The sequence below is a fragment of the Paenibacillus sp. FSL P4-0113 genome (assembly GCF_038009305.1).
GTDB classification, from domain to species: domain Bacteria; phylum Bacillota; class Bacilli; order Paenibacillales; family Paenibacillaceae; genus Paenibacillus; species Paenibacillus polymyxa_D.
Window position 1 is genome coordinate 891,874 of the sequence record NZ_JBBPAZ010000001.1, and the last position, 17,371, is coordinate 909,244.

At 40.4% G+C, this 17,371-nt stretch carries 1 protein-coding gene; it reads right to left on the bottom strand.

What is annotated here, in order from left to right; translation table 11 throughout:
• Positions 1–17: 17 nt before the first annotated feature.
• Positions 18–17,336: a non-ribosomal peptide synthase/polyketide synthase gene (locus tag MKX46_RS03390; RefSeq protein WP_341070906.1), complete on the bottom strand. Its 17,319-nt coding sequence runs from the start codon at positions 17,334–17,336 to the stop codon at positions 18–20.
• Positions 17,337–17,371 lie beyond the last annotated feature (35 nt).

Consider the following 17,371-nt stretch of genomic DNA (forward strand, 5'->3'; position numbering starts at 1 on the left):
TTAAATACAAACTCTTTTTATTCGAAGTTATTCAATACGTCTTCAAACTCATCCATATTCAGATCGTCTACTGTAAAATCACTGAGTGTAGCTTCTGAATAGTCCATTTCTGCACAATGGGTTATTATGTTTACTAAATGCTTTTTAAAACTCACCGCTACCCCTTCAATAGTACTCTTCTCATACTCGCCCTGGTTGTAGCTAAAGTTTAATTCCAGCTTCCCGCCTTCTACAGTTCCGCCGTTAATATCAATACAATACTCACTTTTATAGTTTGGTCCTGTAGACTCTCCGGCAGGAATATCAGACACTCCAAATAAATTGTCTACATTATCCTGGTTGAATTGACCGAGGTAATTGAAGCTTATTTCAGGGTTTAGATTAAAGTTTAAATCGGCTTTGTTTTCCGGCAAGGTAAGATATTTTAGTATGCCGTAACCTATCCCTTTGTTAGGTATCTGCCTGATGTTTTCTTTTACCGATTTGATCATGCGGGAAATATCGAGTTGTCCGCTGACATCTAACACCACGGGATACTGGGTGGTGAACCATCCCACGGTCCTGCTTATGTCAATGTCTTTAATGATTTCCTCCCTGCCGTGCCCCTCCAGACTGATCAGAACCTTATCATTTCCGGTCCATTCCCTCACTGCTAATCCCAAGGCGGTAAGCAATATGTCGTTTACTTCTGTGTTATAAGCATGGTTTACCCGCTTTAGCATCTTCTCAGTCTCTTCAATACTCAGCTCGATCTTGACGCTATTGTTATTCATATACCTTCTTTCTTCAATCTCTCGGTCTTTTGGAAGCGGTATTGTTTCAGTTTTTTCCAAATTGGTCCAGTAATTTATTTCTTTTAATAGTTCAGGGCTATTGGCATACTCATCAAGCCTCTGTGCCCAATCTTTGAAAGAGTCGGTCTTGTTGCTGAATTTTATTTCATCATTGTTTAGCGCCTGTCTGTATCCTATGTCCAAATCTTCCAGTATGATTCTCCACGATACCCCATCAACTACAAGGTGGTGAATAGCTATTAGCAGGTGGTCCCCTTCTTTAGTCTTAAACAGACCAACCTTAACTAAAGGACCGTTATACAAGTCCATGCTCCTCTGAATCCTCGACGCTTCCAGCTCTATTTTTTCCCGGTAATTATAGCTGTCCCTAAGGTCTACAATTTCCAATGAAAAATGTTCACCTTCAAGGTTTTTGTTGTATTGGAGTATATTTTGATCCTCTATTTTTACCACTGTTCTAAAAATATCGTGGTGCTCTACAAGCTTTGACAATACTTTTCGAATAATAGCTTCTTCAAATCCGTTACGCCCATATATCATTATTTCCTGATTAAAATGATGGATATCCTTGCTGTCTTGTTTATACAACCATCTTTGTATAGGTGTTATCGGTACTATGCCTTCTACCGGGCCTTGATGAATTCTTCGGCTTGTAGATTGTATATATTCGACGAGTTCCTCAATTACAGGATGTTTGAATAAGTCCCGCATTTCAAGCTTTAGCCCATGGACGTTAAGACGCGACATTACCTGTATGGCTTTTATTGAGTCTCCTCCAAGGCTGAAGAAATTATCTTTTACCCCGATGTTTTCAGTTTTTAGTACGTCTTCCCATACTTTGGCCAGTATTTCTTCTCTTTCGTTTCTAGGAACTACATGCTCTACTCCGGTATTAATATTCCCCTGTGGTTCAGGCAATGCTTTCCGATCAATTTTACCGTTGGCATTTAATGGCAGCCGTTCCAGCTTCATGAAATATGCTGGTACCATGTAGTCAGGTAGTTCGTTTAAGAGATGCTCCCTTAGCTCGGAAATGGTCAATTCATTTTCCCCTACAATATATGCACACAGGTACTTCTTCCCTTGCTGCTCTTCCTTTGCAATAACCACTGCTTCCTTAATAGCAGTGTGCTTCACCAGATGTGCTTCAATTTCTCCAAGCTCTATTCTAAAGCCTCTTATTTTTACCTGGTGGTCGATCCTGCCCATGAATTCGATGTTCCCATCAGGAAGCCGCCTTACTAAGTCCCCTGTGCGGTACACTTTTTCGCCGGGAATAAACGGGTTAGGTACAAATTTTTCTGCTGTCAGTTCAGGTCTATTCAAATAGCCCCTTGCAAGACCGCTTCCACCTATCACAAGTTCACCGGCCACTCCTACAGGAGTTAATTGGTTGTGCTTGTCCAGTATATAAAGGTATACATTCTGTAAAGCTTTCCCTATAGGTACTGTTATAAGTTCTTCTGCTATTTTCTTTGTTATACTGTAACCCGCTGCATATATCGTGGACTCTGTAGGCCCATAGATATTTTCCAGAGATGTGTTCTCTGAGACATCGAAAAGCTCATGGACAAGCTTTTTGGGCAGCGCTTCTCCAGCAGCAAAAATATACCTGAGAGTTGATGGCAGTTTTATACCATTATCTTTTAAAGTCTGTACCATTATATTCAGCATTGATGGTACAAAGTTTACATGGGTTATCTTATGCTTGTTTATTACCTCTACTAACTCCATAGCTTCCTTTTCCACACCTTGGCGTGATATTACAAGCTTTCCTCCGTTGAGGAACCAGCCAAATATCTCAGCTACGGATACGTCAAAGGTATAAGTTGTTTTAAATAGAAAAGCGTCTTCCGCTTTAAGCGGATACATGGCCTGGAGGGCTGTAATTATGTTTACAACGCTAGTATGCTCAATCATTCCACCTTTGGGCTTCCCTGTCGAACCTGATGTATAAATGACGTACGCAAGGTCCGAGGGTTTGTTTACATTTTCAAGCTTTGAGTTCTCTTCATTTAAATATTCTTCCTCCAGATATATAATATCCGCATCAATCTGCTTATTTTCCATAAAGGTCCTGGAGGTCAAAAGGATCTGGGAACCACTATCGTCCAACAAATACTTTATCCTTGTATCAGGATAATTAGGATCTATCGGCAGATACGCCCCTCCAGCTTTCAATATGGCAAATATCCCCACAATCATCTCAAATGAACGTTCGGCCATAATTCCTACAATACGGTCAGGCTTTACCCCTTTGTTCCTCAATACTCTGGCCAAATGATTTGCCTTTCCGTTCAATTCCCTGTAAGTCAAGTGCTTGTCTTCATATACCACAGCTATGTTGTCAGGTGTCCTTTCCACCTGCTCAGCAAACAGCTCATGTATGGTTTTGTCCTGCGGATAGTCTTTCTTAGTATCATTAAAGTCTATCAGCAACTGCTTTCTTTCTTCATGACTTAATATAATAAGCTTGTCAACTGACCCTTTGGGGTTATGGATAAACATATTTAAAATATTAATAAAATAGTCTATACACTCTTCTGCCTGTTTTCTTTCCAATACTTTGTCCGAGTAGATCAAGCTTATATTAAGATCATCGAATGTATTACTTACTGTAAAGTCAAGACTTGTATTGGTTGCTTCATATTCATCAACTGAAATTCTATCTTTAACATCAGCGATTTCTTTGTTTATTATCTCGTTATATATATGAAAATCCACATAATTGAATATGGTATCAAATAAAGGATTTTCCTCTTTGTTTTCTTTTCCGCCCAGGATATTTATGATCTCAAATAAAGGCAGTCTTCCATAAAGCTTTAAGTTTATTAATTTCTTTTCTGCAACTTTTATCAATTCCTCCCATATATCGATTTTATCAAAACACATTTTGACGGGAACCGTATTTAAGAAGCACCCCAGCATCTTATCTCCATCTTCGCATACAGGTCTGTTATTTTCTACCAAACCTACGACAAAGTCATCCTCGTATGAAAGCATATTGAGCATATAAGTGTATGCAGCAAAGCAAAGTGTCTTTAAGCTTACATCATATCTTCTGGCAGTACTTCTTAAATCACCTAAAAATTCCTGACTTAAATGGCGTGTTACATGGTCTACTTTATAAGATTTTTTTGTTTTTCCATGAATATTTGCAGGCATATTCAACCTTTTATATTCACTTAATTCCTCTCTCCAATAATTAATTACTTCCTGGTTGTCCTTAATTGTCATTTGGTCTGCTATATAATCTTTATAGCCGCATTTAAGCCGTGTTGGTATATAATCTTTTTCTTGCTTAAGCTTAGAGTATAGGTTTGAAACTTCCGTAATCAATGAAGCAACACTCCAGCCATCCAGGATAGCATGGTGGAATATCAGAACCAGACAAATATGGTTTGCGTCAAGTTTGAATATTCTTATCCTCCAAAGGGGCTTTGATATATCAAACGGATTCGCTCTGTCATTTTCCAAATATTTGTTTATATACTCAACCTGCCCTGTCCTGCTAAAATTCATGATATCTATCTGCTCAATATCAAGACTACTGCCCTTGTAAACAATTTGCACAGGAGTTTCAAAATCCTCTAAATTAAAAACCGTCCTTAGAATATCATGTTTTGACGTCATTAGAAGCATCGCTTCTTTAAATGCTGGGAAATCAAAGTCTTTGTCATTCAGATGAAATGCAAATTGGTCATGATAAACTGCATTTTCATAGTCTTTTTTGGAATGATAAATCATACCCAGCTCTATGTGACTCATCGGATATATATCTTCCATGTCCGAAGGTAACTTTTCTGAGAGAGTTTCATTCATCAATATTCGCTGTTTAAATAACTCCAGTTCTTCCCTTGCTTTACCCATCTTACTGTTAAAAGCTTCCGTATCTTTTACTTTTAAGAATGCAGACAATCTCTCAATATCAGGATTCATGTATATATCCCTGATTTGGATGTTTATATCCAACTTTTTGCATATTGTGCTGACTAATGATATTGCACGTATAGAATCTCCGCCTATTTTAAAGAAGTTGTCCCTTATTCCTACCTGTTTTGCTCCAAGCACTTCCTGCCATATTTCAACCAGTTTCTCTTCCACTTCATTCCGCGGCGCTACATATTCTGTTCCCGTACTCATACTTCCGTCAGGCTCGGGCAATGCTTTCCTGTCTATTTTTCCATTAGGGGTCAATGGCAGCTTTTCCATCTGCATAAAGTAAGAAGGGATCATGTAGTCCGGGAGCTCTTTTGACAAGTGTTCCCTCATCCCCTGTACGGTTATTTCTTGATCCGGTACGACGTACGCACAAAGATACTTATTTCCGTCAGCTCCTTCTTTGTCCAATACCACCGCTTCTTTTATTGTTTCATGCTTTAATAACCGGTTCTCTATTTCACCCAGTTCTATCCTGTAGCCTCTTATCTTTACCTGATGGTCGATCCTGCCCAGGTATTCTAGGTTGCCGTCAGGCAGCCACCTTGCCAGGTCACCTGTCCTGTACATCCTTTCACCCGGTGCGAATGGGTTTGCTGCGAATTTTTCTTCTGTAAGTTCCGGTCTGTTCAAGTACCCTCTTGCCAGTCCATCCCCTGCTATACATAGTTCTCCCGCTACTCCTATCGGCTGCAGGCCCTTTTCCTTACTCACAACATATAACTTAATGTTATCTATGGGCTTTCCTATTGGTACAAGCTCCAATTCTTCTTCCGTGGAGCAGCCAAAGTAGGATACATCTACTGTTGCTTCTGTTGGTCCGTACAGGTTATGCAGGCTTGTTCCTTTTTCTTTGTACAGCAGCTTGTTGAACTTTTCTACTTGCTTCAGGTTCAGTGCTTCTCCACTGGCAAATACCTGCTTTAAGCTTGCTATTTCCTCTATTATCCCCTTTTCCTCTACATACTCTAAAAATACACTCAACATGGATGGTACAAAGTGCATTGTGGTAACTTTATTTTTTTCGATTGCCTTCACGATTTCTTCCGGATTTTTTTCTCCTCCCGGTATCAGCAGGCAGACTTTGGCCCCAGTAAAGCTCCACCACAATAATTCCCATACCGATACGTCAAAGGTATAGGGAGTTTTCTGCAGGATCACATCACCTTCAGCTATCGGGTATTGCTTCTGCATCCAGTTGATCCGGTTGATTACGGAGTAGTTCTCTATCATTACCCCTTTGGGTTTGCCGGTAGAACCGGATGTATATATTACATAAGCCAAGTTTTCAGGTTTACTAATTAACTTTGGATTTGATACATCCCCAGTAAATAGTTCCTGATTTTCTATGCTAATAAATTCAGCATTTCTGTAACTACCTTTAGCATTTATAAATTTATCCTGTATCAGAATAATTTGGCTGCCACTGTCATCAAGCATAAACTGGATCCTGTCTTCAGGGTATTCAGGAGCTATGGGTAAATAAGCCCCCCCAGCTTTTAGGACAGCCATGATCCCTATGATCATTTCCGGGGAACGTTCTACCATAATTCCCACTACACAATCAGGTTTTATTCCCTTTTCTCTTAATTTTCTGGCCAGTTGGTTTGCCTTTTCGTTTAGCTCCCTATAAGTCAGCTGTTTATCTTCAAACACTACAGCAATATTATTGGGTGTCCGTTCCACCTGTTCCTCAAAAATCTGATGGATGGTCTTTTCCCGAGGGTATCCTGCTTTTGTATTATTAAATTCATATAATATTTGATGTTTTTCGTCTTGTGACAGCATATCAATTTCTAATAGCCTTTTTTCAGGAAAGGCTGCTGCCTCTTCCAATACATTAAGGTAATGGGCAATAAGCCTTATAACTGACTCTTTCTTAAACAACCTGGTAGCATACTCCAATTCAAATGCAATACCGTCCTCTGTTTCCTCAGCGTTTAAAGTCAAGTCAAACTTGGATATTCTTACTTCACTGTCATAGGGCATAAACCTTAGCCCATCCATCTTCACTTCTGATGCCTCGATATTTTGCAGTACAAACATAGTATCGAAAAGTGGATTTCTGCCCAGATCCCTTTCCAGGTTAAGCTTATCTACCAGTTCTTCAAATTGGTAATCTTGGTTTTCGTAAGCCCTTAAGGAGTTTTCTCTTACTTCATTAAGGAAGTCCACAAAAGTCTTTCCACCTTGAGGGTGATTCCTCATGGCTAGCGTGTTTACAAACATACCAATAACGTCCTGAAGATCAGTATGCGGCCTTCCTGCAACGGGACTTCCAACTATAATATCTTCCTGTCCGGTGTACTTGGATAAAAGGACATTGTATGAAGCTAAAAGTACCATGTAGAGCGTGGCACCATTATTCACTGCAAGTTTGTTCAGTTTAACAGCAAGCTCCTTGCCTGCTTTGAAACTGATCACATCTCCCTCAAAACTCTGTATAGCTGGCCTAGGGTAGTCTAGCGGCATATTAAGCAAAGGAATTTCTCCTTTGAATACTTGGAGCCAGTATTCTTCCTGCTTACTAATTGTCCCATCAGCAAACAGCCTGTTCTGCCATACGGAAAAATCCTTGTACTGAATCTTAAGTTCCGGAAGTTCCTTACCTTCATACAGGCTCATAAATTCTCTTACCAGTATGTCGTCAGACACCCCGTCAGATATAATATGGTGCTTATCAAACATCATAATATATCTGTCTTCTCCAACTTTTATAAGCCCAACCCTAAGTAAAGGAGCCTCATCAAGGTCAAAGGTCCTAATAAATTCACTGGCTATTTTCGCAGCTCTTTCCTCATCGGTTTCCATATACATAACACTAAAATCCACATTGCTATGGACCTTTTGTACCGGTTTACCATCTATCATATGGAATGAGGTACGGAAAGATTCATGTCTGTCAACAAGCTCCCTAAAAGCCTGTTCAAAGCGCAGTTTATCGAGTTTGCCTTCAATTAGCATAATACCAGGCATGTTGTATGCCATCCCAACTGCGTCAAGCTGGTTTAGAATATACAGCCTTTTCTGGGCGGATGAAATTGGATAGTACTCCATCTCCCCAGCCGGCCCAATAGAATGAAATACACTCTCCTTTGCAATCTTGATGCACTCGGCAACTTCAGACATATTTGGGCTCTTAAATATTTCTTTAAGCGGTATGTTTACATTGAACTCTTTGTGAATCCTGGCAATAAGATTTGCTGCCCTTAAGGAATGTCCCCCCAGCTCAAAGAAATTGTCGTTTCTTCCCACTTTCTCTATACTAAGGATATCCTGCCACAACCCCGCAAGTTTCTCCTCCACTTCACCCAAGGGTGCGACATACTCTATTCCAGCATCGATATTGCCGTCAGGTTCGGGCAATGCCTTCCTATCTATTTTGCCATTGGGAGTCAGCGGCAGCTTTTTTAACTGCATAAAATAGGATGGTATCATATAGTCTGGAAGGTCCTTTAAGAGATGTCCCCTTAGTTCTGCTATTGTTAATTCATTTTCCCCTGCCACATAGGCACACAGATACTTGTTTCCCTTCTGATCTTCCCTTGCAATAACCACTGCTTCCTTTATTGAAACGTGCTTTAGCAGTTGTGCTTCTATTTCCCCCAGCTCTATTCTAAATCCCCTTATCTTTACCTGATGATCTACTCTTCCTAAAAATTCCATATTCCCATCAGACAGCCATCTGGCCAGATCCCCTGTACGATACATCCTTTCCCCTGGTATAAACGGGTTAGGTACAAATTTTTCAGCTGTCAGTTCGGGCCGGTTTAGATATCCCCTTGCAAGCCCTTCTCCCCCTATGCACAACTCACCCAAAACCCCTGTAGGCTGAGGTCTCAAGTGTTTGTCAACAACGTAGTATTTTATATTTTGCATTGGCTTTCCGATAGGTACACTCCCGGATTCCAAATAGCTTCCCAGTCTCTTTTCGTAATAACTGGAATCTATGGTGGACTCAGTAACCCCATAGCTATTAACAACCCGCAGTTTCTCTCCATACCAGGATTGTAATCTTTCATAATCTTCCACAGAGAGAGTATCTGATCCAAGTATAAGCAACTTGAGGCTATCAATAATCAAAGCATTATCATGGATATAATCCATAAGAGGAATAATCAGTGCCGGTGTGGATTCAAAGATGGTTATTTTATGGGTTTTAATAAGTGAATATAATCGTGCAGGATCGTATCTCTCCTCGGATGAACAAATAACCATTTGGCCTCCGTTGAGCAGCGTTCTCGAAACATCTCCCACAAATACATCAAAAGAAAAACTTGCGATTTGCAACAGCTTTACATCCATATCCGCAAGCCTATATTCCTTTTTCCATGCGTAAGATATGTTGACAAGACTTCTATGCTCTATCACGATCCCCTTTGGCTTTCCTGTGGTTCCTGATGTATAAATGACATATGCTAAATTACAAGATTTATTAATGACAGGAAGATTTTCTGTTCTCCCGTTGTAATTCACACAGTCATCAAAGCTTATAATATCAAGATCAAATTTAATTTTTTCTTTATGATGTTCTTGCGTAAGAATAATTCCAGCCAAGCTGTCATCGATCATATATCTGATTCGTTCTTCAGGATATTCGGTGTCTATGGGTAAATACGCGCCTCCTGCTTTAAATACAGCAATTACACCTATTATCATTTCTATGGACCGGTCTACCATTATAGCTACTACACTGTCAGGTTTTAATCCCTTGTCCCTTAAGATCCAAGCCAGTTGATTGGCCTTTTCATTAAGTTCTCCGTAAGTCAAGTATTTATCTTCAAATACTACTGCTATGTTATCAGGCGTCTTTTCCACTTGTTCTTCAAATAGCTCTTGTATGGTCTTATCCTTAGGATATTCTACTTTTGTATCATTGAAGCCATAGATTATTTGCTGTTTTTCCTCCTGGGACAACATATTTATTTCCGACAACCTTTTAAACGGATTTGCGGTTATCTCTTCCAACACGTTAAGGTAATGAGCCGCCAACCTTTTTAAAGTCTCTTTTTTGAAAAGCCGAGTACAATATTCAAAGCTAAAAGCCATACCATCTTCACGCTCTATTGCATCAATGGATAGGTCAAATTTTGATATTCTATACTCTAGCCCGTTATTAAAAGGTCTGAAGCTTATACCAGGTACTGCAAATTCTACCTTAGAGGCATTTTGCATGGTAAACATAGTATCAAACAGTGGGTTTCTGCTCATGTCCCTCTTCAAGTTAAGCTTCTCAACCAGTTCTTCAAATTGGTAATCCTGATTGTCATAAGCCCTTAGAGCGTTTTCTCTTACTTCATTCAAGAATTCTACAAAGGTACTATCTCCCTTGGGGTAATTTCTCATAGCCAAGGTATTTACAAACATACCAAGGATATCCTGCAGGTCTGAATGTGGCCTTCCGGCTATAGGGCTTCCAACGATTATGTCTTCCTGTCCGGTGTGCTTAGACAGCAATATGTTGTATGCCGCGAGCAGTGTCATGTAAAGCGTAGCCCCATTATCCCTTGCAAGCTTGTTTAATTTATTCGTAAGCTCACTGCCTGCTTCAAAGCTAAAAAAATCCCCTTCAAAGCTTTGTATTACAGGCCTTGGATAGTCTAGCGGCATATTCAGTACAGGTATTTCTCCCTGGAATGCTTGGAGCCAGTATTCCTCCTGGCTGCTAATTCCGCCCTCATCAAACAGTTTATTCTGCCATACAGCGTAGTCCTTGTACTGTATCCGAAGTGCTGGAGGGTTGTTTCCTTCATAAAGATCCATAAACTCACGAATCAGTATGTCCATGGAGACACCATCGGATATAATGTGATGCATATCAAACATCATAAGATGCCTGTCTTCTCCCGTTTTTACAAGCTCTACCCTTAGCAGAGGAGCCTTGCCAAGATCAAAAGGTCTGGCAAATTCCCCAGCATACTCTGCGGCTTTTTCTTCGTTAGTTTCAAAGTACATCACGCTGAATTCCACATGGTCATGAACCTTCTGGACCGGGTTACCATCGATCATGTGGAACGATGTTCTAAGAGTCTCATGCCTTTTTACCAACTGCCTGAAGACTTCCTGGAAACGCGCTGTATCAATGCTTCCTTCCAGCAGCATAATACCAGGCATGTTGTATGCTGTCCCTGCCCCTTCAAGCTGGTTTAGTATATACAGCCTTCTTTGTGCAGATGACATAGGGTAGTATTCCATTTCTCCTGCCGGTTGGATTGACTGATATAGGCTCTCCTTTGAGTCTTTAATATATCTGGCAATTTCTAAGATGGTTGGTGTCTTGAATATTTCCTTAAGAGGTATGTCTACATTGAACTCTTTGTGAATTCTTGCTACAAGGCTTGTTGCCTTTAACGAGTGTCCCCCAAGCATAAAAAAGTTATCATTTCTTCCTACCTTCTCTATTCCAAGGATATCCCGCCACAACAGCGCAAGTTTCTCCTCTATTTCTCCCGAAGGTACTACGTATTCTACGCCGGTATTAACATTGCTATCGAGCACAGGCAATGCTTTCCTGTCTATTTTTCCATTAGGGGTCAATGGCAGCTTTTCCATCCGCACAAAGTAGGAAGGGATCATGTAGTCCGGGAGCTCTTTTGACAAGTGTTCCCTCATCCCCTGTACGGTTATTTCTTGATCCGGTACGACGTATCCACAAAGATACTTATTTCCGTCAGCTCCTTCTTTGTCCAATACCACCGCTTCTTTTATTGCTTCATGCTTTAATAACCGGTCCTCTATTTCACCCAGTTCTATCCTGTAGCCTCTTATCTTTACCTGATGGTCGATCCTGCCCAGATATTCTAGGTTGCCGTCAGGCAGCCACCTTGCCAGGTCACCTGTCCTGTACATCCTTTCACCCGGTGCGAATGGGTTTGCTGCGAATTTTTCTTCTGTAAGTTCCGGTCTGTTCAAGTACCCTCTTGCCAGTCCATCCCCTGCTATGCATAGTTCTCCCGCTACTCCTATCGGCTGCAGGCCCTTTTCCTTACTGACAACATACAACTTAATGTTATCTATGGGCTTTCCTATAGGTACAAGCTCCAATTCTTCTTCCGTAGAGCAGCCAAAGTAGGATACATCTACTGTTGCTTCTGTTGGTCCGTACAGGTTATGCAGGCTTGTTCCTTTTTCTTTGTACAGCAGCTTGTTGAACTTTTCTACTTGCTTCAGGTTCAGTGCTTCTCCACTGGCAAATACCTGCTTTAAGCTTGCTATTTCCTCTATTATCCCCTTTTCCTCTACATACTCTAAAAATACACTCAACATGGATGGTACAAAGTGCATTGTGGTAACTTTATTTTTTTCGATTGCCTTCACGATTTCTTCCGGATTTTTTTCTCCTCCCGGTATCAGCAGGCAGACTTTGGCCCCAGTAAAGCTCCACCACAATAATTCCCATACCGATACGTCAAAGGTATAGGGAGTTTTCTGCAGGATCACATCACCTTCAGCTATCGGGTATTGCTTCTGCATCCAGTTGATCCGGTTGATTACGGAGTAGTTCTCTATCATTACCCCTTTGGGTTTGCCGGTAGAACCGGATGTATATATTACATAAGCCAAGTTTTCAGGTTTACTAATTAACTTTGGATTTGATACATCCCCAGTAAATAGTTCCTGATTTTCTATGCTAATAAATTCAGCATTTCTGTAACTACCTTTAGCATTTATAAATTTATCCTGTATCAGAATAATTTGGCTGCCACTGTCATCAAGCATAAACTGGATCCTGTCTTCAGGGTATTCAGGAGCTATGGGTAAATAAGCCCCCCCAGCTTTTAGGACAGCCATGATCCCTATGATCATTTCCGGGGAACGTTCTACCATAATTCCCACTACACTATCAGGTTTTATTCCCTTTTCTCTTAATTTTCTGGCCAGTTGGTTTGCCTTTTCGTTTACTTCCTTATAAGTCAGCTGTTTATCTTCAAACACTACAGCAATATTATTGGGTGTCTTTTCTACCTGCTCTTCAAACAGTTGATGTATAGTCTTATCCTTAGGATACCGGACCTTTGTATCGTTAAAGTCATATAGTATTTTCTGCTTTTCTTCCTGTGAAAGCATATCAATTTCTGACAACCTTTTTCCAGGATAAACCGTTATCTCTTCCAGAACATTAAGGTAATGGGCTGCAAACCTTTCTACAGTCTCTTTCTTGAACAGCCTTGTGGCATATTCCAAATCAAATGCAATACCTTCCTGGGTTTCCCGAGCATTTAATGTCAAGTCAAATTTGGATATTCTAAATTCATTTGTATAGGGTATAAACTTAAGCCTATCTATCTTCAATTCTGATGAGCCGGTATTTTGCAATACAAACATAGTATCAAAAAGAGGATTCCTGCTCATATCCCTCTTTACATTAAGCTTTTCCACCAGTTCTTCAAACTGGTAGTCCTGATTTTCATAAGCCCTTATAGAGTTTTCCCTTACTTCCTTTAGAAACTCAGCAAAGGTCTTTTCTCCCTGGGGATAGTTCCTCATGGCTAAAGTATTTACAAACATACCTATTATGTCTTGTAAATCTGTATGAGGTCTTCCAGCTATAGGGCTTCCCACTATAATATCTTCCTGCCCCGTATACTTAGACAGCAGTATGTTGTATGAAGCAAGCAATGTCATGTAAAGAGTAGCCCCATTATCCCTTGCAAGCTTAATAAGTTTTCCCGTAAGCTCACTGCCTGCTTCAAAACGGATAAAACCTCCGTCAAAGCTTTGAACCGCAGGCCTTTGGTAATCTACTGGCATATTCAGCACAGGAATTTCTCCATTAAATTCCTGGAGCCAGTATTCCTCCTGCTTCTTTATTTTGTCCCCAGCAAATAGTTCCTTCTGCCAAACAGAATAGTCCTTGTACTGTATACGGAGGGAAGAAGGGTTATTTCCTCCATACATATCCATGAACTCATGTACCAGTATATCCATGGACGTACCGTCAGATATGATATGGTGCATGTCAAACATCATGACATGCTTGTCTTTTCCCGTTTTCACAAGGCCTACTCTTAGCAGCGGAGCAATTCCAAGATCAAACGGCTTTATAAATTCTTTTACGATTTCCCCCACTTTTTCTTCGTAAGATTCTAGATACACTACACTAAAACCCACAGGATCATTGATCTTCTGGACGGGTTCACCCTCTATGAAATGGAAAGATGTTCGAAGGGTCTCATGCCTATTTATAAGCTGTTGGAAGGTCTTCTGAAAAAGCTCCAGATCAATACTGCCTTCAACCAGCAAGCTGCCTGGCATATTGTATGCTGTCCCTGCTCCTTCAAACTGATTTAATATATACAGCCTTCTTTGGGCTGATGACATAGGGTAGTATTCCATCTCTTTAGCAGTTTGGATGGATTGATATATACTCTCCTTTGCTTCCTTCATATACCTTGCTATTTCCGCTATAATTGGAGCCTTAAATATTTCCTTAAGAGGCATGTCTATATTGAACTCTTTGTGAATTCTCGCTACAAGGCTTGTAGCCTTTAAAGAGTGTCCACCTAACATAAAGAAGTTGTCATTTCTTCCTATCTTCTTAATTCCAAGGATGTCTTGCCAAATCAGTGCAAGCTTCTCTTCAAATTCGCCTATAGGCGCTTCATACTCTATTCCCGTATTTATATTACCTTCGGGTTCAGGCAATGCCTTCCTGTCTATCTTGCCATTAGCTGTCAATGGCATTTTTTCAAGCTGCACAAAGTATGATGGTACCATGTATTCGGGCAGTTCTTTTAAGAGATGCTCCCTTAGTTCTGATATTGTCAGCTCATTTTCTCCCGCTATATATGCACACAGGTATTTACTGCCCTGATGGTCTTCCTTTGCAATCACCAAAGATTCCTCAATTGAAGGATGCTTTAGCAGTTGTGCTTCTATTTCACCAAGCTCTATCCTAAAGCCTCTTATCTTTACCTGGTGGTCTATTCTACCCAGGTATTCCATTTCTCCATCAGATAATAACCGGACCAGGTCTCCAGATCTATATAACCTCTCTTCCGGCTTGTACGGATTTTGAACGAACTTTTCCTTTGTAAGCTCCGGTCTTCCAAGATATCCTCTGCAAACTCCGTCTCCTCCTACACAAAGCTCTCCGGCTACTCCAATGGGAACAACTTTCATGTTCTTATCCATTACATATGTTGTAAGTGTTGGTATAGGCCTTCCTATGCTGCTCACATTAGATCTAATTTCTTCCTCTTCTATCTCTTTATATGTGACATGCACTGTTGTCTCGGTTATTCCATACATATTGATGAGTCTAGTCCGCGGGTACTTCTTTCTCCATTCCTTCAACAATGCAGGCTTTAATGCTTCCCCTCCGAATATGACATATCTTATCTTAAGTTCTTTTTCTTCATATGATACTTCTTCATTGGCTATATTATAGAAGGCTGAAGGTGTCTGATTTAATACGGTCACCTTCTCATTCCTTAGAAGTCTCAGATACTCTACATTGCTGCGTGCTGTCATTTTAGGAACTACCACCAATCTGCCCCCATATAACAACGCCCCGTACATCTCCCATACGGAAAAATCGAAACTCATAGAATGAAACATAGTCCATACATCATTTTCGTTAAAATCAAACTGCATTTTACTGTTAAATAACAGCCTTACTATGTTTCTATGCTCTATCATTGCCCCTTTGGGTTTACCTGTAGAGCCTGAGGTATATATTAAGTAAGCTAGATCGGAAGGTTTATTTACCTCCGATAAGTTATATTGTTCATCTGAATATTCCTGCTCATCTTCTAAATTTATTACTGTACCTATTGATGTATATTTGTCTATAAAATGTGATTGGGTCAACAGGATCACTGCCCGGCTGTCTTCCAGCATATGACTTATTCTTTCCTCAGGATAATCTGGATCTATGGGAAGATATGCCCCTCCTGCTTTTAATACCCCTAGGATTGCTACTATCATCTCAAGTGAGCGTTCTGCCAGAATACCTACGATACTGTCCGGTTTGACTCCTTTAGCCCTTAATACATGGGCCAACCCATTTGATTTTTTATTGAGTTCACTATATGTAAGCTTTTTACCCTCAAATACCACAGCTACATGATCAGGGTTCTTCTCTGCCTGCTCTTCAAAAAGCTGATGGATAGTCTTGTTTTTAGGATACTGTGCCTCTGTAGCGTTAAAGGTATATAGGATTTGCTGTTTTTCTTCCTGTAACAGTACATCAATTTCCCACAACCTTTTTTCAGGGCATGCCGTTATCTCTTCAAGAACGGAAATGTAATGGGTTCCAAACCTTTTTATTGTCTCCTTCTTAAACAGCCTGGTACAATATTCAAGGTTAAATGTTATACCTTCTTGACCCTCTACCACTTCAAGCATAAGGTCAAATTTTGCCTTTCTGCCTTCCAGCCAGTTGTTGTATTGTTTGAAGTTTATACCCGATGCTGCAAATTCTGTCTTGTTTGAAGTGCGCAGTGCAAACATAGTGTCAAAAAGAGGATTCCTGCTCATGTCCCTCATGAGATTAAGTTTTTCTACAAGTTCTTCAAACTGGTAGTTCTGATTTTCAAAAGCCAAAAACGCATTTTCCCTTACTTCCTGCAAGAATTGGACGAAGGTCTTTTCTCCCTCAGGATAGTTCCTTATGGCCAAGGTATTTATAAACATACCAATGATACCCTGCAGGTCAGCATGGGGCCTTCCGGCTACAGGACTTCCAACTATGATGTCTTCCTGTCCAGTGTATCTGGACAGGAGTACGTTATATGCAGCCATCAGTACCATGTATAAGGTAGCTCCATTATCTGTTGCAAGCTTATTTAGTTTGACTGAAAGTTCAGGGTTTATTTCAAAGCTTACAGCATCTCCTTCAAAACTTTGTACCGCCGGTCTTGGATAGTCAGTAGGCATATCCAGTACCGGTATATCACCCTTAAATGTCTGGAGCCAGTATTCTTCCTGCTTCTTTATTGAGTCTCCGGCAAACATCTCCTTCTGCCATACAGAAAAATCCTTGTACTGTATCCGTAGTGGCAAAAGGGTCTTCCCTTGGTACAAATCCAAAAACTCACTCATAAGTATATTGACTGATATACCATCTGATACTATGTGGTGCATGTCAAACATCATAACACGCCTGTCTTCGTTCGTTTTTACAAGTCCTACTCTCAGTAATGGAACTTGGCTAAGATCAAAGGGCGTTATGAATTCTTTGACTATTTCTGCTGCTTTTTCTTCATCCAGTTCCAGGTACGTAATACTGAAATCCACGTAATCATGAACCTTTTGTACTGGTTCACCCTCAACCATATGAAATGATGTGCGCAGAGCCTCATGTCTTTTTACTAGCTCCTTGAATGCCTGTTCGAAGCGTACTGCATCAATGTTTCCTTCCAGCAGTACGACGCCTGGCATGTTATATGCAGTACCTGCTCCTTCAAGCTCGTTTAGTATATACAGCCTTTTCTGGGCAGATGACATAGGGTAAAATTCCTGCTCTCTGGCAGAAGGTATTCCAGAAAAGGCATTTGGCGTATATTTTGAAACATCTTTTCCTTTTTCTTTTAGCATCGTCTCAAATAGCTTTCTTTTTTCTGGAGAAAGAGATTCTATTCTTTTCATCAAATTATCCATAACTTCGTCCCTCTTCTCTATTTCATCTCTTTTAA